This is a genomic window from Lactobacillus sp. ESL1191, assembly GCF_058504435.1.
Genome location: NZ_CP196365.1, coordinates 336,947 through 357,831, shown reverse-complemented (window position 1 = coordinate 357,831; position 20,885 = coordinate 336,947). Strand labels below are relative to the sequence as shown.

The window sequence follows — 20,885 nt, the reverse complement described above, 5'->3', positions numbered from 1 at the left end:
TCGGTTTATTGTGAAATGGTATAAACAAATAACTGATATATCAAAGTAAATAAAAAAGTAGATTTCACAAATTTGTGAAATCTACTTTAATTTTATCAAGTTAAACTTTAATTTTACGTCAAATGCTTACCCAGCTGATTGCCAATTACCGACAGGGTAAAGCAGACAATGAAGTAAAGTACTGCCAGTGCGACAAACATTGGAATCATGTAGTTACCATTCTGGCCGTAAATTACTTGTGCGTGCTGCATCATCTCCGGTACCACAATAATCGTAGCCAGCGATGTATCCTTAATCAGCGAAACAAATTGGCTAATAATGGTGGGAATCATGTTCTTGTAAGCCTGCGGCAGCACGACGTGCCACAAGGCCTGAACAAAGGACATTCCGGTTGACCTGGCCCCTTCCATCTGACCAGATGATACTGATTGGATACCCGAACGGACAATTTCCGCAATCATACTTGATTCAAACACAGTCATTGCAATAATCGCTGCCGGAATCGTCTCTGGTCTTAAACCAAAGTTGGGTAGACCAAAGTAGGTAAAGAAGATTATCAGCAATAGTGGGACATTACGAATAATGTCAATAATAAAGCCAACTATTTTGGAAATACCAAAGAATTTTATTTTTGAATATCTAATAATGCCTAAAATTGAGCCTAAAATAAAACTAAGAACAACCGAAATAACTGATACATAAATCGTTACCCAGAGGCCCATCAATAAAAAGCGCATATTAAGCCATGAATAGGCGTTAATCCAATTTTGCATTTTACCGTCCCCCTTCTAGGCTAATTTCTTTTCTAAATGCTGCATGTAATAACTTAGCGGCAAAGTAACAATTAAGTACAAAAACCCTACCACCAAGTAACTATTAATCGTATCAAAGGTGGCTGAAGCGATTGTATTTGCTTGATACATCAAGTCAAAGCCCGCCACAAAAGCGAGTACCGACGAGTTTTTAACCAAATTGACAAACTGGTTACCAAGTGGTGGGATGACAATCTTGAAAGCCTGTGGCAAAATAATGTGACGCATGGACTGCCAGTAGGTCATTCCGGTCGATCTGGCTCCTTCCATCTGGCCGCCTGAAACAGACTGGATCCCAGAACGAATCGTTTCGGCAATAAAGGCTGAAGTATAGAGCGTTAAGCCGATCGTGCCGGCAGTAAACCCATTGATGCTAACCACATACTTGGGAATAACCAAGTAGAAGAACATGGTAATTACCAACAGAGGAATATTACGCAAAATCTCTACGTATACTCGACCAATTGTCCGCATTGTTTTGCTCGGAACGACCTCCATAATCGCAAATATCGTACCAATTATTAAACTGAAAAATAAGGCAATCACACTGGACAAAACCGTCCAACCTAAACCGATAAGCAAATCGTTGCTATATTTTGTAAAGATACTAATCATTGGCGATACAGCTCCTTATACTTAAATCCTGGGACATCACCAAACCATTTTTTAATCAAACGATTATATTCACCGTTATGTTGCATCTCCAGCACGGCCTGGTCAACCGCCTTGGTGAATGAGGTTTGCCCCTTATTAACGGCAACGCCATAAGGTTCTACTGTAAAAGTACCTCCGCGGACTACATAGCCCGGATTTTGAACGGCTAAACCAAACAAAATACCATTATCGGTGGTCAGGGCATCGCCTTGGCCTGACTTAAGCGCGTTCATCGCCTGAGCATAGTCTTGGAGCTCAATTACCTTAGCTTTGGGCGCCACTTTTTTGATATTTTGGACCGAATTAGCTCCAACTACACCAATTATCGTTTTGCCATTTAAGTCTTTCGCACTCTTAATCGAAGACTTCTTTGAAACCAAGAGTGATTGACCGGCATCAAAATATGACTTGGAAAAAGAGATGATCTTTTTTCGTTCTGGAGTAATCGACATGGTCGCAATCACTGCATCAACGTTACCATTCTTAAGCAGTGGTACCCTTGACTGGGAAGTAGTCGTGACAAACTTAGCCTGTCCCTTCGGGCCCAAAATGTGCTTAGTAATATGCTTAGCCATATCAACGTCGAAACCTTTTTGTTGGCCATCACGAACATCAATCAGACCAAAAAGCTTAACATCACCTTTAACGCCCCAAGTAATGGTATTAGATTGTCTAACATTGTCTAACACGGACTGCTCCGATAAACTTTTACCACAACCCGTCAAAAAAAGAACACAGACTAGTAAGGGAAGTAGCCAAAATTTCTTTTTCATCATTGGCCTCCTTAGTGCGAGATGATTTTGCTCAAAAACTGTTGGGCACGCTCTGTCTTAGGTTGCTTAAAGAAACTTTGACTATCATCATCTTCAACAATTTGACCCTTATCCATAAAAATCACCCGGTTGGCAACTTCTTTGGCAAAGCCCATTTCATGTGTCACGATGAGAGAGGTCATGCCACTTTCATTAGTAACTTTTTTGATAACTTGTAAAACGTCATCAATCATTTCCGGATCAAGCGCTGAAGTTGGTTCATCATAAAGAATAAGCTTTGGTCGCATCGCCAGCGTTCTGGCAATAGCCACCCGCTGCTTCTGCCCACCGGAAATCTGTGACGGCATATTGTGAGCCCATTTTTCTAGGCCAACCATTTCAAGCAGTTCAATCGCCTGTTTCTTATTCTCTTCTTCAGGAATGTGACTGACGATTCGCGGTGCCAGCATGATATTCTCAAGCACATCTTTATTTTTGTATAAATTAAAGTGCTGAAAAACCATTCCTACATCGCTACGCAAAATGTTTAGGTTGGTCTTGGAATCAGACAAATCGTGTCCATTAACAATCAATTGACCTTCTTGAATTGATTCAAGTCCGTTCACGGTTCGTACTAAGGTACTCTTACCTGAACCGGATGGTCCAATCAGAACCACCGTTTCACCTTGATCAATTTCTAAATTAATGTCGTGCAGCGCATGAAAATGGCCATAATATTTCTGCACATCATGGAATTCTATCATCGACATTGTTATCGCCCCTTTCATATTCATTACAGTGAAATGCAATGAGTGCTTAATACATTTTACTATAACTGTTAAGAATTTTAAAAGTTAAGCTTTTTTTTAAGCAAAATTTATAAAAAACAATCGTTTAAAAACCCATTGTATAGCTATTTATCTTTTGGCAAGAATTTTTTATCCTAAAAAAGCCCTTCTTTCTTGAAGAGCTCTTTTGACTATTTTACTTTTGACCCAGTCGGCGCTGGCAGTATTTAACTACTTCCACAATGATAATCATGCTAAGACCAGCGGTCAGCACTGTCAGCCATTGTATACCATTGAGCTCAGTTACATTGAAGAACTTCGTCAAAAAAGGCAATTCGACCGCTGCCATTACCAGTGCCGAAATCACAATCGCCCAGTTAAACCACTTATTGGTAAAGGTTTGTTTGGAAAAAATTGACTGGTGAATGTACTTAGAATTAAAGGCATGAAAAAGTTGAATCAGACCCAAAGTCAAGAAGGCCATTGTTAAGGCATCACCGTGTTGCATGTTAGCGTTACCCACGTGCGGACCCATATTTAAGCCTAACTGATAGGTCAATAACACAATTATTCCTTCTAAAATTCCTTGGTAGGCAATGGAGCTGGAAACACCTCCACTAAAAAAGTTTGACTTCTTTCCGCGTGGCAAGCGCGTCATTATGCCTTTTTCGACCGGTTCAAGGCCCAAAGCAATTGCCGGTAGCGTGTCGGTAACCAGATTAATCCACAATAATTGTACCGGAGCGAGAATATCCCAGCCCAACATGGTCATCATAAAGACGGTCAGAACTTCTCCGACATTGCAGCTCATCAAATATAGGATAGCCTTCTGAATATTGTTAAAGACCTTGCGCCCTTGTTTAACGGCTTCCACAATTGTAGCAAAATTGTCGTCCGCCAAAATCATGTCACTGGCACCCTTTGAGACCTCAGTACCCGTAATGCCCATGCCGATACCAATATCGGCTTGCTTCAGGCTCGGCGCATCGTTCACCCCATCACCGGTCATAGCCACAATCTTACCTGCGGCTTGCCAAGCTTTTACAATCCGAACCTTATGTTCAGGTGAAACACGCGCATAGACACTATAGTCACGAACATGTTTTTGCAGATATTCATCACTGAACTCATCAAGCTGGCTACCCGTGACCACCCGATCATCTTGGTTAGCCTTTAAAATCCCTAAGCGCTCCGCAATTGCTTGAGCAGTGACCTGAAAGTCACCGGTAATCATAACAGTACGAATGCCAGCATTGCGGGCTTCTACAATTGCCGCCTGAGCTTCTGGTCGTTCCGGATCAATCATTCCCACCAATCCAGCAAAAATCAAATCCGTTTCAACATTGTCAGTCGTTGGGTCAGCTGGCAGCTGCTTGGTTGTTTTATAAGCTAAGCCTAGCACCCGCAAAGCCTGTTGGGCCATTTTTTGGTTGGCAGCCATTATTTCGTCTTTTTGGGCGGCCGTAATTTTCTGCACTTGGCCAGCCAGATCAATCTGGGTTACCCGCTCTAAAAGCTGATCAGGCGCACCCTTAACCGCCACAAAATACTGGCCGTCATCCTCATTAACCGTACTCATCAGCTTACGACTAGAGTCAAATGGTACTTCCTGAACTCGTTTGTGACCATCAATTAATGCTCGGACGGCAATTTTTTGGTCAAGGGCATACTGCACCAAGGCAGTTTCAGTAGGATCACCAAGAAGCTGGTCAGCATCATCTAGTTTAGAGTCATTCGCCAAAATCATTGCCAGCAGTGCCCGATTGTCCTCAGTAATCTCTTGGTCTGCTTGCTGAACTTTTCCATTATAATACAGCTGCTCAACCGTCATCTTGTTCTGGGTCAACGTTCCCGTCTTATCTGAACAAATAACATCGGTTGCCCCTAATGTCTCAACTGCTGGCAGCTTGCGCACAATCGCCTTGTGGGCAGCCATTACTTGGGTACCCAGAGCTAAGATAATCGTAACAATGGCCGGCAGACCTTCGGGAATTGCAGCTACTGCAAGTGAAACCGCAACCAAGAACATGTCAATTGCCAGCTTGTCTGCTGGTGCACTTCCCCGCTTGGTCAAAAAACCGACCACAAAGACCACCGCGCAGATCAACAGGATCATTATTGTCAGTGTCTTACCCAGTTGGTTTAAATTGCGCTTGAGTGGCGTATCGGTTTCATCAGCATTGTTGAGCATAGTTGCAATTTTGCCAACCTCAGTCCCCATCCCAATCTGAGTAACAATTCCTTCACCACGACCATAAGTCACATTAGTATTGGCAAAGGCCATGTTAACTTGATCAGCTAGCGGGACTTTAGCCGCATTAATCGCGGCTGCATCCTTATCAACTGGGACAGATTCCCCCGTTAAGGCCGACTCCTCAACTTTCAAACTTTTGGTGACTACCAAACGCAAGTCAGCGGGAACCACATCACCAGCTTCAAGCAGAACTACATCACCTGGCACCAGTTCGGTACTGGGTAATACAACTACTTGGCCGTTTCGCCGGACATGCGCGTTAGGGGTTGCCATCTTCTTCAGGGCATTAATTGCTTCTTCGGACCGCGTTTCTTGAAAAACCCCTAGAACTGCATTAAGCAAAACAACAATCATAATTATTGCTGCATCCGTCCATTCCTGAGCTACAAAGCCAGACAAGAGGGCAGCAATGATTAACACAATAATCATGAAATCCTTAAACTGAGCTAAAAAACGCTGCCAAATACTAGTTTTCTTAGTTCCAGCCAAACTGTTGGGACCATTTTTTTCTTGCAGCTGCTTCACCTGATCTGACTTTAGTCCGCTGGTCTGGGACGTTGCCAGTTCTTTTTCAACGTCCTTAACTGCTTGCTGGTAAAAATTTTGCGCCATCTTGACCCTCCAAAAATAAAAAGAGACTTATGTGCCTAACACACACAAGTCTCACTAATTAAGATAAGTCCAGAAGTATTTCTTCGGTTGTTGGGCTTATCACAAGTAATTGCTGTTACTCCCTTATGGTTAATTTTATTATAAATAAAACTAACCCAATTAACAAGCGCAAAGTTTAAAATGAATAGAATAGTCCAGCTAAGGCACCGTTAATAATGCTGACCCCGGTTGCAACCAAGAACAGGCGCAAGGCATGACTGGCAATCGCTTCACCATGGTCTTCATCAACCATGGTATGCATAATCCCCAGGGTTGTACCCAAGTTAGGCAGATTAGCAAAGGAAATCAAAAAGACACTAACGATCGCCTGAGTTTTGACTGGAACAGTATTCATGTTAATCTGATCGATTGCCACAAAGATATTAGTAAAGGCTTTGGTAGCCAGAACCGTGCCTGCACTAATTGCTGAATGCAGATCAATCCCCATTAAGAAAGCAATCGGTGCACAAACATAACCAATTAACGCCGTCAACGTTTTGCCACAGATTGCCTTGAAAATGATATTAACAAAGGTAATCAGTGAGACAAAACCAATGATTGAAATAGAAATGTTGATGGCTAACTTAAAACCGAGGTTCATACTGTCAAGTAGACGGGTGATCAACGACTTTTGGTTAGTATCTTTAGTTGAAATCTCATAGTTAACCTGGCTAACATCGTAAGGTGCAACAATTTTTGCAACAATAATCGAAGTAAACAGGTTGAGCACCAACGCCACAATGATGTATTCCGACTTGATGATATGCATGTATGAGGCCAGCATCGTTACTGTCGTATTAGATAGTGTATAAATTGACAGCGTAAACAGCTGGTTGGGCGACATGTTCTTCATTTGATCCTTGAACGGAACAAAAACCCCGTTGCTGACAAAAGGATAACTCAAGATCGTGAAGGCGTTAATTTCATCAATGTGGAAAAGCTTTTTTAGCACCTTACCAACATATTTAATTATGAATGGCAGGATGCGCAGATACTGCAGCAACTCAATCAGGGCACAGATAAAGATTAAGGGTAGCAGCACGTCCAAGAAAAACTGTGAAGCCGCCGCCGGATTTTTGAGGTCCCCAAACACAAAGTTAATTCCCTTGCTGCTTGATGCACTGATAATATTTAGGCTGCCAGACAAGCCCTTGATAATCGAATTACCAATCGATGTTTTTAAAATCAAAAATAAGATCACCAATTCGGTCACAAACAAAAACAGAATTGACTTAAAATCAACCTTTTGGCGATCAAAACTTGCCCAGTATAATAGTCCAAGCACTAATACTATTCCAATTATTCCCATTATTTTCTCCTTAATCGTGCTGCTTCAAGTAGTATGAATACTCGTCAAAAATATTATCGACAAACTGATCAGTTAGCCGGTACTCTGGTACTTCATATGAATTAGTCATAATCACAAAGTCTTGCGCACCTGCTGGATAATCTTCTACTTTAAACGTCCAATCCTGTTTAAGCAGGGTCTGATATTCAGCTAAACTCAGGTGATAAATCCTGACACCATAAGGAATAGTGAAGGAGTTTATCACTTGCTGCCTGCTCTTACCCTGCAAACTAATAAAAATCCCCATGTGCTGGCGACCATATTTTTCCTGCAAAAATTCGGTCAAATGAGTGAGGTCCAATGGTTCCTTTAGCCACTTCTGGTAGTCTTCCTCTTTATAAAAATCGCCCTTTTGCGCTGGTAGCAAAGAGTTCGTTGCCAGCACTTCTTCCTGGCGCTTAACGACTTCCGTTTGTTCATTAAAGTCAAAGGTCAAATGACCAAAATGGCTGCCGCGATAGCCACACTGCACAACTAAGGTTTGCTTAAGTTGACCATGATTAACGCGGTGTTGGTGACCACAACTGAAACCGTCAATTCCTTCAGTCTGTGATACTAGTTTGTATGCTTCATCTTCACCGGTGGCATAATTAATCTCGTTATGAGTCGCTAAATCCCGCTCAAGTCCACCATGGTAGCCAACCAGAACTAGGTCAACTTGCTCACGCAGGGCCGCTACTTGCTTTTTCAGTTCGGGCAATGCTTCCTTTACAACCACGCCACGCGTTACCTCAAAGTCACTGATCATCGACATCCTGCTGGTTAAAAGACCAATTACGCCAAGCTTGATGCCCGCAACTTCTTTAATGGCAAATGGTGGGAAAATCAGCTCACCTTCCTCTGAAAAGACATTACAACAAACATAGTCTGCATCCAGGTGTTTAACCTGCTCTTTTAAATAGACAATGCCGTGATCGAAGTCATGGTTGCCTGGCACCATCACATCGAAGCCAACTTTATTGGCGTATGCGACCAAGGGTGAAACCGCCATTTCCGTTGTAAAAAAGGTTGTTAAGGGATTTCCCACAAAAAAATCTCCACTGTCCATTAGTAATGAATGCGAAAATTTTTGTTTTAACCCTTGCAGAGCTAAAGCCGGCTGATCGCCCTGATTGGCAATAAAACCATGCAGATCGGTGGTAGTTAACACATTGATTTGCTTACTCATCATTTTTCCTTTACGCTAGTGTAATAAAATAACTTCAACAACGCTTTTAATTTTATAATAAACGACTTATCAACAGCAATGCTTTTTCAAAATTAGTCATTTTACTTTTAAATTAGCCTTCTGGGCAAAGCCTTTTTTTAAACAACAAAAAAATCCTCCTCTTCGCACTACCTGCGAAATAGGAGGATTTTAAGCTAGGGCAACTGCCTGCCTTTAATTCAATAAAAGATGCTTTAGTTTTACTTCAAGCCGGACCATTTCCACCCCGTCACTTCCGGCATATCCTTACCATGGTCACGAATGTATTGGTGGTGCTTGGCTAACAAATTATCCATCTTACTTACAAAGCCAGCACTCTGGTCGGCATATTGGGGCACACTCAGGATGGCATCTTTGGCCAAGTGGAAGCGGTCAAGCTCGTTGACTACCCGCATGTCAAAGGGGGTAGTAATATCGCCCTCTTCTTCATAGCAGTGAATATGAACGTTGCTACGGTTGCGCCCAAACCAGATTGATTCCATCATTGCCTTGTAACCGTGCCAAGCAAAGATTACCGGAACATCACTTGGGAATAGTTGGTCAAATTCGGTGGTCGAAATTGCTTCTGGGTTGTCCGCCAGATTGATTAGCTTCATCACGTCGATGACGTTAATGTAGCGCAGCTTAAGCGCTGGAAACTCCTTGTGTAAAAGATCAATGGCCGCCAATGTTTCCATCGTTGGTTCGGTCTCAGTCGAAGCAAAGACCACATCCGGTTTAGCATTTTGATCCGTTGAGGCCCAATCAATATAGGATAGACCGTGGTCAGCAAGCCTAGTCGCCTCATCGATTGAGAACCATTGCGGGCGAACCTGCTTCGAAGTTACCAGAATATTAATGCATTCCCGCTCACTGAAGGCTTTCTGGGAAACTGCCAAAAGCGAGTTGGTATCTGCTGGCAGGTATTCATGAATCAGATCCGGCCGGTTCTTTTCATACAGATGAGTCAAAATACCGGGATCTTGGTGTGTATATCCGTTATGATCTTGCTGGAAAACCGTCGAGGTGGCAACAAAGTTAAGTGCCGGATAGTCCTTACGCCAATATTGTTCCTTAGCCTTGCGCAACCATTTCATGTGCTGCGTCAACATTGAGTCAACTACCCGACCAAAAGACTCATAAGTAGCAAAGAAACCGTGCCGCCCCGTCAAGACATAACCTTCAAGCCAGCCTTCAGCCTGGTGCTCCGATAGTTGGGAGTCAAGCAGGCGGCCACTTGGAGCTAAGTTTTCATCATTAGGTGTATGGATTGAACCTTCCCACTGCCGCTTTTGTTGATCAAGCAACTTAAATAGCCGGTTTGACTTAGTCTCATCCGGACCAAATCCACGGAAGTTATCCGGATTTAGGTCGGCAATTTCGTTAAGATATTTAGCCCATTCTGTCATATCTTCTGCTTCAACTGACCCAGGTTGATCAATTTTGAGGGCATACTTGCGGTAGTCGGGTAAATTCAGTCGCTTGGCCGCTTGGCCACCATTAGTGATTGGGTTCATGGCCATGCGCTGTTCACCGCTAACATTGTCTGCTTTGACGAGCGCAGTCGGCGCGCCCGCTTCATCAAATAATTCTGCTGGTCGGTAAGACATGAGCCAATCAACCAGCCTGTCCTTATGCTCCATGTGGTCTTGGTCCACTGGCAGGGGAATTTGGTGGGCTCTAAATGAGTTTTCCACCGGGTTGCCATCAACATCAAACTTGGGACCAGTCCAACCCTTCGGCACTCGAAAAATAATCATTGGCCAGTGTGGTACGGTCGCATCGTTATTTGCTCGTGCATGGTGCTGAATCGCCTTAATTTCTTCGATCACGGTGTCCATCAATTGGGCCATTTCCGCGTGTACCTGCATGTGGTCTTGATAACCATCAAACTCGCCGCCTTGGTATGCCGAAATGATGTAAGGATGCCAGCCCATCCCTTCGAAATATTTAGTTAATTCTTCATCGGACATTCTGGAAACAATGGTTGGGTTAGAAATCTTGTAGCCATTAATTTGCAAAATAGGCAAAATGGCCCCGTCTTTGATTGGGTTAATGAACTTGTCGCTGAACCAACTAGCAGCCAGCGGCCCTGTTTCAGCTTCGCCATCACCAACTTCAACCACAGCAATCACATCTGGATTATCCAAGATTGCCCCAGTACCGTGAGAGATGGAATAGCCCAATTCACCACCTTCATGAATGGAACCAGGTGTTTCTGGAGCAGCGTGAGAAGCCGAACCACCAGGAAAACTAAAACGTTTGAACAGTTTGGCCATTCCCGCTTCATTTTGTTGAATTTCAGGATAAAGTTCGCTGTAAGAACCATCAAGGTAGGCGTTAGAAACCATTACCTGACCGCCGTGACCAGAGCCCTCAATGTAAAACATGTCCAAATCATATTTTTTAATTATCCGATTTAAGTGGGCATACAAAAAATTCTGCGGAGAAATTGTCCCCCAGTGACCAATCGGCTTGGGCTTAACTTCAGTAGCCACTAGCTCATGTTTTAACAATGGATTGTCCATCAAAAAGAGCTGCCCAACTGAAAGATAGTTAGCGGCACGCCAGTGTGCGTCAACGCTTTTTAAGAAGTCTTGTGAATCATAATCAACTGCCATTTATAATCTCCTTTACCATTTTTACTTGCTTAGAATTTGTTAAATTAATTATAGCAAGTTTTCAAAATAGTTCAACCATTTCGGTAATTGGAACGTACCAATTTTAAAAACTGTAGTTGCCTGCTGTGCAAGCAAGCAAAAGTCTGCTATATCAAGCAATCGCTCTTTACTTATCTGCATTTTAATGATCAAATACTGATAAATGATTAAGTTATAGCTATAACGCTGAAATAATCGTTAAACAATCCTGGCAGACATGCTAAATTACAGTAAGGAGCAGAAAGATGACTCAAGAAGAGCGTATTTACAAGATTAAACAACTTTTAGCCGAAAAACACCATTTAGTGACGAAGGACTTGGCGACCTATTTTGCCGTTTCCTTTGACACCGCCCGCCGCGATGTCTTGCAGTTGACTTCGACTGGGCAAGCGATTAGGGTACACGGCGGTCTAATTGCAAACAATCAGGACGGTGTGCCCAATTTTTTAGCAAGAAGTCAAATTGCTTCTCCCATTAAGACCAAGATGGCCCAAATGGCTAAACGCTTTGTCCATCCCAATCAATGCGACTTTATTGGTCCTTCAACTACCCTAAAAAAGTTGTGTGAACTAATCGATGGCCTGAACTTACAAATTGTCACTAATTCGATCGATAATTCGCTGGAATTAATGCAGGCTACCTTACCGCAAGTCCGCCTACTCGGCGGAAAAATTGATAAAACCCACCGGTTCAGTTATTCAGTTACGGCACTTGAGACGCTTAAACGGATGAGTTTTAATACCGCCTTTATCGGTACTTCTAACGTTAGAAGTGATGGTATCTATCTAGCCAAAATGAGTGATTCTGAATTAATTAGGGTTGCCGCTTCAAGAGCTAAACAAGTTGTGGTAGTCGCCGAAAAATACAAGTTCAATAGTCGAAATAATTCTCCTTACCTGTCGATCCCCTTGAGTCAGATCGATGTCCTGATTACGGACGAACCTCTGCCCCAAGAACTTAGTAGCAATTTTTCACCAAATACCCAGATTATTCCAGTACTAAGGAGGTGAGGCCATGCAAGCCTTTTTTTTTTGGTAGTTCGGCGAAAAAACGTGACTTACTAAATAAAGAAGTGTATCAAGAATTAGAGCAATTTTATTGTAGTTTTTTTTCCAATATTTATAATGAATTGAATATTGCTAAATATAAGCACATTCGTGATGCGATTGGGCTAGTCATGCATAAGTTTGACGCCTGTGACCATCCGCTAGCTTATACTGGCAAGCTGGTAATGTATATTCAGGGACAACTTGCCCTTAATCACTTACAGTTAACCAAGCAACAACGCCAATTACTGCACAAGCTGGCGGACCAGACCAAAAACATTAATTTGAACTTTGTTTATTCAGGGCCGCTCACGGATGCACACCAATTTAGCAGTATTTAACTTTCCTTTTTTAACATAGAATGTATCCAACTGAAAACAGCAGGTTTTAGTCTGCTGTTTTTACTTATTCAAATTAACAAAGGTATTGAAGCGCATGTACTGGTAATGAATCCGCATCGTAGATACTTCAAACGGCGTACCGTCGTCTAAAAAGAAAATTCCTTCCAACACACCCACAGGCTCGGTCGCAGTTAAGTTTAAACGACTCTGATCTTCCTGACTGGAGGGCTCAACCGTAATATTGAGAAATGATTTGGTCACTACTTTATTTTGCGTGTCTTCCAAGTAATTAAAGAGCGACTTCTGCAAGTGTTCGGGCTTTAACTCCGGTACAATCTTGATCGGTAAGTAGCCGGTTTCAATCAAAAATGGACGGTTATCTAACAAACGCAGACGCCGAAACTCATAGACAAAGTCGCCGGAATTAAGAAATAAATCCTGGGCAATTGCCTTGGGTGCTTCAATGACGTGATAGTCAAGTAGCTTAATCCCCTGAGTCTTCCCTGGCATCTTCAGACTGTCAGTCAGGCCCAGATTTGACCCCTCATAACGAAAGAGGGACTGATTTTTTAAATAAAGTGGGTTAATGAAGGTGCCACTGCCCCTTTTTTTAAAAACAATCCCTTGCTGTGAGAGCTGCTCCATTGCCCGCTTCATCGAAGAACGACTGACCTGGTAGTGTTCAGCTAAACTCCGCTCATCCGGCAGACGCATCCCTTCGTACTTATTATCTAAAATATTCTGTTTAATGTCATGCATCACAGTTCGATAAACGAAATCTGCCATAATCTACCTCAATTAGTGCGCTTTTTTGATTGCGGTAATGAACCAATCCGCAAAAGCCTCACGGTCGACGCTGACTCCCACTTGAGCATTGGCCGGTTGCTTAAAGAAGTTGTCAAAATCAATAATTGAAGCACCATAAGCACTGGGACTCTTAGTATCAACAACGACATAGGCTGGTTTGAAGGTGTACATTGCCGGATTAAGCAACATCCCAACCGCCAACGCGTCATATATTTCACGGCCATCCGTATCTGTCTTATCATTTAAGTTGGTCAACAAATGATAGAGCATATCGCCAGTTCGACCTAAAGTCTGTAATTCATGCAGGGTGCTTTGACTTACAAATGCTTGGTGGCCTAATTCGAGCGGAGCTAGTAAAATCTTGACCCCACTCGAAAAAACAATCTGTGCGGCTTCGGGATCGCCAGCAACATTATATTCGCTGTATGGTCCCCAGTTGCCCCGGCCGATTGCACCACCCATGATTACTAGCTGTTCAATGTTAGCCAAATCAGCAGGAAATTGTCTAAAGTAAAGGGCAAAATCGGTTGCTGGTCCAATTTGCATCAAAGTGACTTTTTCAGGGCTATTAGCCACCAAGTCATGGATGCGCTCAGCTGCAAGACCAGGAACTAATAAACTCTGGTCGGGCTCAGGGAATTCATACCCTGCCATCCCGCTTTTGCCGTGAACATCAGCAGCATCAATAATCTTCCGCATTAGCGGCAGGGCAGCCCCACTAACGACTGGCACCTTAGTTTTTAAAAAGGTCTCTAATTTTAGCGTATTGATTAATGTTTTGGCTAAAGGGACATTTCCCCAAGTTGCTGCTAGCAGCTTAACATCAACTTGCTCGGCAAACAGGGCAATCGTAATTGCCGCTACATCATCAATTCCAGGATCAGTACTAATGATCAACGGTTTTTTCGTCATAAGGTTTCCTCTTTATCAATAAGTCTATCAGGTAATCATACCAAATATAGACCATCCTTGCCTTTCTAATCAGCAAAAATCCAGCTTATTGCTAATAGCTAATCTATACTTGCTTAAAACTTCTGGCGATCCTCTATTGCACCACTCATGTGCGCAATGATAACTTCATCACACATGTCGAGGAACAAACCATGTTCTACGACACCAACGGTCTGATCCAAGTATGCGGCTAGACTATGCGGCACAGGGATGGGATCGACCTTGAAGTCAATCAGATAGTTACCATAATGCGTCACCAAGCGCTGATGGCCTGCCATGCGCCAGGCTGGCTTTAACCCCTCTGCCTGAAAGCGGCGGAAATTCTGTTCGCAAGAAACGGGCAAGACCTCAACGGGCAGGGGGAAACCACCCAGACGGTCAACTAGTTTAGACTCGTCGACAATCCACATTACCCGCTTCGAATTAATTGCCACGTTTTTTTCCATGGTCAGAGCTCCACCGCCACCTTTAATACCATCAAAATTCGTGGCCAAGCGATCAGCCCCGTCAATGGTCAGATCTAGCTGATCAATAGCGGCTAACTCTGTCACTGTGAAACCCTGATCTTCTAGCTGCTTCTTACTCCTACTAGAAGTCGTAGCAATCGCTGCTAATTCTAGGCCCTCTTCTTTTTTCCGCCGACCCAATTCGGCAATCAAATAGGCAACGGTTGAACCCGTCCCCACGCCTAACTTCATCCCGGACTTAACCAAGCTAGCAGCCTTTACGCCAGCTTGCTCCTTGAGCTTATCTTGTGCTTGTTTATCCATCATTTTCCTTCTTTTTACCAATTACCATTATTAAACTTATTATAGCAAAAAAGCGGTTTAACCAAACCGCCTTTATTTACTTAATTAACTTTTTATTCCGGATCAAGTTCTGGTGCCTGGTTAATTTCACCTGCCATCATCCAAATCCGCTTTTCAATCTCAGTATGAAAACCGGTCAGTAGATCATTAGTAGAATAATCGCCTTCCTCATCACTAGCTTTGATCCCTTTTTCATAGAGTTGATCAAGGTAATGATAGCCCGCAATAATCTTGGCATAGCGTTCATCGATCGTTTCATTCCAGTTGCCTGGTTCATCCTTGATTTTAGTTTTGGCGGCAATTTCACTTAAAGTAGAAACCGGTGAGCCGTCAAGCGTAATCAGGCGCTCTGACACTTGATCAAGCTGGTCTGCTAACTCGTCCATGACCTTATCCAAATACGGGTGCAATTTTAAGAAACGGTTGCCCCGCATATACCAATGATGTTGGTGGACAATCATCTGCATCTGCGTAAGGTCAGCAACCAGTTGGTTTAATACTTCTTTTGTCTTAGGATATTTCATATCAAAACTCCTCCACTTAGATACTTTACTTGACACCTTCATCTTAGCAGGAAAGCGGTTAGATTACTAAAGATTTGTTTACTACTTCAATCAACCATGACTAGCCCTTTACTAGGCGGTCGCAGTAGTCTTTTCTTGTTTTAGCAACACATTATCATAATGCTTAATAAATGGATACCAGACGATAAAGGCCACGATTGCACAAATAATTGCTAGCACACCGCCTTGCCAGCTAGCCGTCGCAACATAACCACCAATTCCGACCGGGGTAGGCCAAGGCTGATTAATCCTAATTACCGGCACTAGCCTCATTGCAAATGCAGTGTATGCGACCACCCCAGATGCAAGCGGTGCACAAATAAACGGAATCATCAAACTAATGTTATAGACAATTGGTAAGCCGAACAGAATCGGTTCATTAATATTAAAGAATGCCGGAACTATTTCTACTTTACCCAATTCTTTCAATTGGACCGACCGGGCCCGCAGCACAAGCCAGATTGCCAAGCCTAAAGTAGCACCCGAACCACCAATCGTGATAAAAGCGTTCAGAATCTCACCGGCAAAGATGTGGTGGGCACCATGAGAATTGGCCGTCATGTTGGCCAACACAATTGGTGAATAGAATGAACTGATAATAGTTGCACCGTGAATCCCAAACCACCACAAGAAGTGAATTAAGAACAAGATAATCAAGAATCCCCACCAAGTATCAACAATATTGCTGATGAACGAAAAAGGGATAAACAACAAATTGAATAAATCCGTTCCGGCAAAAACTAGGGCCATATTAATTGCGGATATAGTTACCGCAACGCAGAAGCCCGGAATAATCGCACTAAACGAGTTAGCCACTCCCGATGGAACTGAAGGTGGCATCTTAATTTGCCAGTTATGCTTGACCGTATAGCGGTAGATCTGCACTGTCAGCCAGGCAACCACCAGGCCTACAAAAATACCAACCGCCCCAATGCGGTAAATACCCGCAGTTGAAGCCTGATAGCCGCCAGCAACCATCTTATCTTTAGTAATGGTTTGCAGAAATTCCACTCTGCCGTTCTTCCAAACTAGTTCAGCAACCGTAATGAAGAAGCCCATTAAAAACATCATTAACCCATCTATTGGAATTAGGTTTAACTGTTCCTCATCCCGATAAATTTTAGTATAAGAATAAGCAAATGTACCTGCAAAGACCAGTGCAATTATCCCCATGGTGGCATTATAGACCGATTGAAATAAGTTGGTAAAGTGCCCAACTGTAGCTGTATACCAGACATCAAAGCCAGGTATTGGTACCGCTTGCTGAAACACCGTCAAAATCAGAAAGATCGATCCAATAATAGAAAACGGAATGACACTGAAGCCCGCATCCATAATTGCTCTTACAAACCGGCTAGCCGCAAACTTGCCAGCCGCATTGCCAATCCGATCCTTCAACGGCATCTTTGTTGTTTCACCCATTTTTTAAACTCCATTCTTTATTTGGTTTTAAATTTTAAGATAAGATTTATTGTAAGCCTTTTCCTAGGAAATTCCAAATTTTATTTTTCTTTTTGATAGATATCAATTACTTGCTGATACTTGTCTTTACCAATAAGAATATTATGAATCCGCTGTTCAGCTACGCACGCAAGCACAATTCCAATCAGCAGGATCGCCAGAACTACATAAGCCGTATTGCTCGTCGTGATAAAAGGGAAAAACCACGGTCTGATTGGCAGAAAAATAAGGCAACTTAACAACAGATTAACCGCCACTTGCAGCCAAAGATAGATACGCGTCACTGGCACATCAAGCTTACGATGATGCAATTTGGTCAGTTGTTCCACCGCTGCAGCCCCAGCACCAAGAGTCATTAGGCCCGCAACCATCATCCCTACTCCCATTTTATCCTGGATTAAAATCAACCACCAAAAGAGGTTGGCAAATAAAAAAAAGGTCACAAGATACCGCAGCATTAAATATCGACTGAAATAGAGATATTTAATTTTATCTTCACGTTTTTTACGTTCAACTTCGTTTGCCTTAACCTTATTGCCTGCCATGTCTTCCTCCACTTGATTTAGTAATGTTTTTAATTATATGCTTATCATATTAGTTAACGTTTATTATAGATTAACTTGCTGTCCTTGTCTCATTTGGTATAAAATATTAATGTTAACGCTATCAGTATAATTAATTGAGTAAGGAGACAAAATGTATTCAGCAAAAATGCCAGATGGTTTTTTATGGGGCGGCGCCGTTGCTGCTCACCAATTAGAAGGCGCTTGGGATGTTGACGGTAAGGGCATGTCCGTTGCCGATGTCATGACTGTTGGCTCAGCTACGCAGCCTCGTGAAATTACCGATGGAGTTATTGCCGGGAAAAATTACCCTAATCACAGCGCAATTGACTTTTACCACCACTATGAGGAAGATATCAAGTTAATGGCTGAAATGGGCTTTAAGGCCTTCAGAACTTCAATTGCTTGGACCAGAATTTTTCCAAATGGGGACGATGAGCAGCCCAATGAGGCCGGTCTAAAATTCTATGATGACCTGTTTGCTACGTGCCACCAATATGGAATTGAACCGGTAATCACCCTCTCACACTTTGAGATTCCGTTTAATTTAGTCAAAAAATATCGTGGCTTTACCAACCGAAAGTTAATCGACTTTTTTGTTCGCTTTGCAACGGTCTGCTTTGAACGTTACCGGGACAGCGTTAAGTACTGGATGACTTTCAATGAGATTGACAACCAATCTTCCTACAATAATGATTTTTTGATGGCTACTAATTCCGGGGTGATTTTAGATAAGCTCACCGATCAAGAAAAAGAAGCAGCAATGTACCAAGCAGCCCATTACGAGCTGGTGGCCTCTGCTTTAGCCGTTAAAATTGGTCACAAGATCAATCCCGACTTCCAAATTGGTTGTATGATTAACTATTCGCCGGTCCGGCCATTAACGCCTTCATCAGACGACGTGCTACTGGCAGACAAGTATGAACAAAGACGCGCTTGGTTCTCCGATGTTCACGTCTTCGGTGAATATCCTAACGAGGTTGAGGCTTACATTACCCGTAACGGCTATCGGCCTGACATTACAGATGAGGACCGCGTTGTTCTAAAGGAAGGCACAGTTGACTATGTTGGCTTTAGTTACTACCAGTCAACAACCGTTTCTGCCGAAAAAGTTAATCCCGATCAACTGAATGATTTAGAAAAAGCCGTTGCTGTCAATCCAACCTTGGAGCGAAGCGACTGGGGCTGGGAAATTGATCCAGAAGGTTTGCGGATTTCTCTGAACCACTTGACCGACCGTTATCACAAGCCATTATTCATCGTTGAAAACGGCTTGGGTGCTTACGATAAGGTCGAAGCTGACGGTTCGATCCACGATGACTACCGAGTTGACTATATGAAACAGCATATTTCAGAAATGGAAAAAGCAGTTGAAATCGATGGTGTAGACTTGATGGGTTACTTGCCATGGGGACCAATTGACCTGGTATCAGCAGGTACTGGTCAAATGGATAAACGTTATGGCTTTATCTATGTTGACAAAAATGACGCTGGCGAAGGTAACCTAACGCGTTCACGCAAGGATTCCTTTGACTGGTATAAGAAAGTGATCCAAACTAACGGTTTAGATCTCGACTAGGATTTTTAAGCATCATAAAAGCGAAGTTATTACTAACTTCGCTTTTTGTTTGCAGTAATAACAGTAAACTGCCAGTTACTTGGTTAAAGTACCAGATTCATACAGTTTTTCGTATAAATCGACCATTTCACCAGCTAAATCTCTGAAGGTAATTGCGTTCATCAGGTGATCTTGTGAGTGCACCACCAGCAAGGTAACCGTGGTATGACCACCCTGTGCCTCTTTGGTAAGCATTCCAGTTTGCGAATTGTGGGCCTCGTTGAGCGCTTCATCCGCTTCCTTCAGTTTGGCCCGAGCGCCCTCAATATCACCTGTTTTTGCTAGCCGAATAGCCTCAAATGCCGAACTTTTGGCGTTACCACCATTGACAATTAAGCCCATCGCTGATTCCAAAGTTGCCTGTTCAGATGTATTATTTTCTGCCATCTCTATCTCCTGTATTACCCGTTGATTAGGTCTTCGGCTTGTTGTAAAACCTTCTTGCCGTCCATCATACCGTAAGCGCGCATATCAATCACGCTTAGTGGGATATCTTTGCCATCTTTTCCGCGACCTTTGACCTTGTTTTTAAAGTCATTTTCCATGTAACGAACCTGTGGCCCCAGCAAAACACAATCTAAATCATCCTGCTCAATGTGGTTATCGGCCTCCGCTGCTGGAACAGCGAAAATCTTCGCATCAATCCCTTGTTCTTCGGCTGCCTGCTGCATTTTAGTTACCAGTAATGAAGTACTCATTCCAGCACTACAATTTAGCATAATTGTCTGTTTTGCCATAATAGTGTATTCCTCCTGAATGTATCATAAGATTTACTTTATTATAGCACTTTTGCGTTAGCGCTTTCTATAAAAAAGTGAAATTCCCATTGAAAATAACTAGTTTGCCTAGCCCTTAAAACGTCGCAATCAACAGCATAATACCCACTACCAGTAAGACAAGACCAAAGAATAAGGACGAAGCTATTGAAATTGGGGCAAAACCATTTTGGGTCCCTTTTTGTAATATTTGCTTACTGTATTTTATGCTAAGTAACAGCTCGACCAGCCCTAAAACAACAAGAACTACTGCACTCACTCTGCCAACAACACTGCCTTTTAACAAACTGGCTAAGTTTTCAGTTAAAACATGATTTTGCCTCCTTAATTAAAGCTTTTTTGCTTCTGTTTAGATACTTACCATGATAGCACTTTCAATCACAAATAAAATAAAAAATGCGTCGCTTTACGCTCCGCATTTTTACCTTAAAATTCTTCATCAATTTTGCTTGGTGTTTCTTCTTGATAGTGGTATACACCGCTTTTCCCTGCTTCAACCGCTAGCTTGACTAACTCTTTAAGCGCGACTTGTTCACGGTTAATAAACAATTCAAGTAGTAGTGGAATATTCACTCCGGTCACAATTTCCATTTCTGGTTGACTAGCAACTAGTTTTACCAAGATGTTGAACGGAGTCCCACCTTTCAAGTCGGTTAGACCGATTATTGGTCCAGAAAGTGAGGCGATTGCTTGACGCAATTCTTGCTCTAAATCATCTAGCGATTCGCCCATTGCAAAGTTTACAGTACGGCAGTTTACTTGTTTTCCACAAATCATTTCCGCAGAATTCAATAATTCTGGTGCAGAACTGCCATGGGTACAGATTATCACTCCAGTCATTACGG

At 42.7% G+C, this 20,885-nt stretch carries 20 protein-coding genes; 3 read left to right on the top strand and 17 right to left on the bottom strand.

Features of this window, described 5'->3' with window-relative positions:
* Positions 1 to 113: 113 nt before the first annotated feature.
* The 8 genes from ACSYSN_RS02015 to ACSYSN_RS01980 form a co-directional block, all read right to left on the bottom strand.
* A complete protein-coding gene (locus ACSYSN_RS02015; RefSeq protein WP_491712547.1) occupies positions 114 to 773 on the bottom strand; it encodes an amino acid ABC transporter permease in 660 nt (219 codons plus the stop codon).
* Positions 774 to 788: 15 nt separating this feature from the next.
* Positions 789 to 1,427, bottom strand: coding sequence for an amino acid ABC transporter permease (locus tag ACSYSN_RS02010; RefSeq protein WP_491712546.1), 639 nt, complete (start codon positions 1,425 to 1,427; stop codon positions 789 to 791).
* A complete protein-coding gene (locus ACSYSN_RS02005) occupies positions 1,424 to 2,239 on the bottom strand; it encodes a transporter substrate-binding domain-containing protein (RefSeq protein WP_491712882.1) in 816 nt (271 codons plus the stop codon). Before ACSYSN_RS02005 ends, ACSYSN_RS02010 begins: the two co-directional genes overlap by 4 nt.
* Before the next feature lie 11 nt (positions 2,240 to 2,250).
* Positions 2,251 to 2,988 carry an amino acid ABC transporter ATP-binding protein gene (locus ACSYSN_RS02000; RefSeq protein WP_317637861.1) on the bottom strand — a complete coding sequence of 246 codons (738 nt, stop codon included), beginning with the start codon at positions 2,986 to 2,988 and terminating at the stop codon, positions 2,251 to 2,253.
* A gap of 214 nt (positions 2,989 to 3,202) precedes the next feature.
* Positions 3,203 to 5,872: a calcium-translocating P-type ATPase, PMCA-type gene (locus ACSYSN_RS01995; protein ID WP_491712545.1), complete on the bottom strand. Its 2,670-nt coding sequence runs from the start codon at positions 5,870 to 5,872 to the stop codon at positions 3,203 to 3,205.
* Positions 5,873 to 6,047: 175 nt separating this feature from the next.
* Positions 6,048 to 7,220 carry a nucleoside transporter C-terminal domain-containing protein gene (locus ACSYSN_RS01990; protein ID WP_317637859.1) on the bottom strand — a complete coding sequence of 391 codons (1,173 nt, stop codon included), beginning with the start codon at positions 7,218 to 7,220 and terminating at the stop codon, positions 6,048 to 6,050.
* A gap of 10 nt (positions 7,221 to 7,230) precedes the next feature.
* A complete protein-coding gene (locus ACSYSN_RS01985; protein WP_491712544.1) occupies positions 7,231 to 8,430 on the bottom strand; it encodes a metallophosphoesterase in 1,200 nt (399 codons plus the stop codon).
* A gap of 236 nt (positions 8,431 to 8,666) precedes the next feature.
* Positions 8,667 to 11,066: a phosphoketolase family protein gene (locus ACSYSN_RS01980; protein WP_491712543.1), complete on the bottom strand. Its 2,400-nt coding sequence runs from the start codon at positions 11,064 to 11,066 to the stop codon at positions 8,667 to 8,669.
* Between the two features lie 284 nt (positions 11,067 to 11,350).
* On the opposite strand from ACSYSN_RS01980, the gene ACSYSN_RS01975 reads away from it, so the two are divergent.
* Entirely contained in the window at positions 11,351 to 12,115 is a 765-nt protein-coding gene (locus ACSYSN_RS01975; protein ID WP_491712542.1) for a DeoR/GlpR family DNA-binding transcription regulator, read from the top strand.
* Positions 12,112 to 12,492, top strand: a complete 381-nt coding sequence (locus tag ACSYSN_RS01970) for a bacteriocin immunity protein (RefSeq protein ID WP_491712541.1) — start codon at positions 12,112 to 12,114, stop codon at positions 12,490 to 12,492. The genes ACSYSN_RS01975 and ACSYSN_RS01970 overlap by 4 nt, the downstream gene beginning before the upstream one ends.
* 60 nt (positions 12,493 to 12,552) lie before the next feature.
* On the opposite strand, the gene ACSYSN_RS01965 is transcribed toward ACSYSN_RS01970, so the two are convergent.
* The 6 genes from ACSYSN_RS01965 to ACSYSN_RS01940 all read right to left on the bottom strand — a co-directional run bounded on the left by ACSYSN_RS01965 (position 12,553) and on the right by ACSYSN_RS01940 (position 17,628).
* On the bottom strand, positions 12,553 to 13,278 hold the full coding sequence (locus ACSYSN_RS01965; RefSeq protein ID WP_317637854.1) for a GntR family transcriptional regulator: 726 nt from the start codon (positions 13,276 to 13,278) through the stop codon (positions 12,553 to 12,555).
* Positions 13,279 to 13,290: 12 nt separating this feature from the next.
* Positions 13,291 to 14,211: a nucleoside hydrolase gene (locus tag ACSYSN_RS01960; protein WP_491712540.1), complete on the bottom strand. Its 921-nt coding sequence runs from the start codon at positions 14,209 to 14,211 to the stop codon at positions 13,291 to 13,293.
* A gap of 113 nt (positions 14,212 to 14,324) precedes the next feature.
* Entirely contained in the window at positions 14,325 to 15,020 is a 696-nt protein-coding gene (gene rpiA / locus ACSYSN_RS01955) for a ribose-5-phosphate isomerase RpiA (RefSeq protein WP_491712881.1), read from the bottom strand.
* Positions 15,021 to 15,112: 92 nt separating this feature from the next.
* Positions 15,113 to 15,583, bottom strand: coding sequence for a Dps family protein (locus ACSYSN_RS01950; RefSeq protein ID WP_491712539.1), 471 nt, complete (start codon positions 15,581 to 15,583; stop codon positions 15,113 to 15,115).
* Between the two features lie 111 nt (positions 15,584 to 15,694).
* On the bottom strand, positions 15,695 to 17,044 hold the full coding sequence (gene celB, locus ACSYSN_RS01945; protein ID WP_491712538.1) for a PTS cellobiose transporter subunit IIC: 1,350 nt from the start codon (positions 17,042 to 17,044) through the stop codon (positions 15,695 to 15,697).
* A gap of 80 nt (positions 17,045 to 17,124) precedes the next feature.
* A complete protein-coding gene (locus tag ACSYSN_RS01940) occupies positions 17,125 to 17,628 on the bottom strand; it encodes a PTS cellobiose transporter subunit IIA (RefSeq protein ID WP_491712537.1) in 504 nt (167 codons plus the stop codon).
* 151 nt (positions 17,629 to 17,779) lie between these two features.
* Here ACSYSN_RS01940 and ACSYSN_RS01935 point away from each other — a divergent pair, with 151 nt between their 5' ends.
* Positions 17,780 to 19,225, top strand: a complete 1,446-nt coding sequence (locus ACSYSN_RS01935; RefSeq protein WP_491712536.1) for a 6-phospho-beta-glucosidase — start codon at positions 17,780 to 17,782, stop codon at positions 19,223 to 19,225.
* Between the two features lie 75 nt (positions 19,226 to 19,300).
* On the opposite strand, the gene ACSYSN_RS01930 is transcribed toward ACSYSN_RS01935, so the two are convergent.
* From ACSYSN_RS01930 to ACSYSN_RS01920, 3 genes are all read right to left on the bottom strand, one after another.
* The gene (locus tag ACSYSN_RS01930; protein WP_317637847.1) at positions 19,301 to 19,651 is read right to left on the bottom strand and encodes a PTS sugar transporter subunit IIA; all 351 of its coding nucleotides are present in this window, start codon (positions 19,649 to 19,651) and stop codon (positions 19,301 to 19,303) included.
* A gap of 14 nt (positions 19,652 to 19,665) precedes the next feature.
* The gene (locus tag ACSYSN_RS01925; protein WP_317637846.1) at positions 19,666 to 20,001 is read right to left on the bottom strand and encodes a PTS sugar transporter subunit IIB; all 336 of its coding nucleotides are present in this window, start codon (positions 19,999 to 20,001) and stop codon (positions 19,666 to 19,668) included.
* A 465-nt stretch (positions 20,002 to 20,466) separates the two neighbouring features.
* Complete coding sequence (locus tag ACSYSN_RS01920; protein WP_491712535.1) at positions 20,467 to 20,880, bottom strand: PTS sugar transporter subunit IIA; 414 nt, start codon at positions 20,878 to 20,880, stop codon at positions 20,467 to 20,469.
* Positions 20,881 to 20,885: the final 5 nt, after the last annotated feature.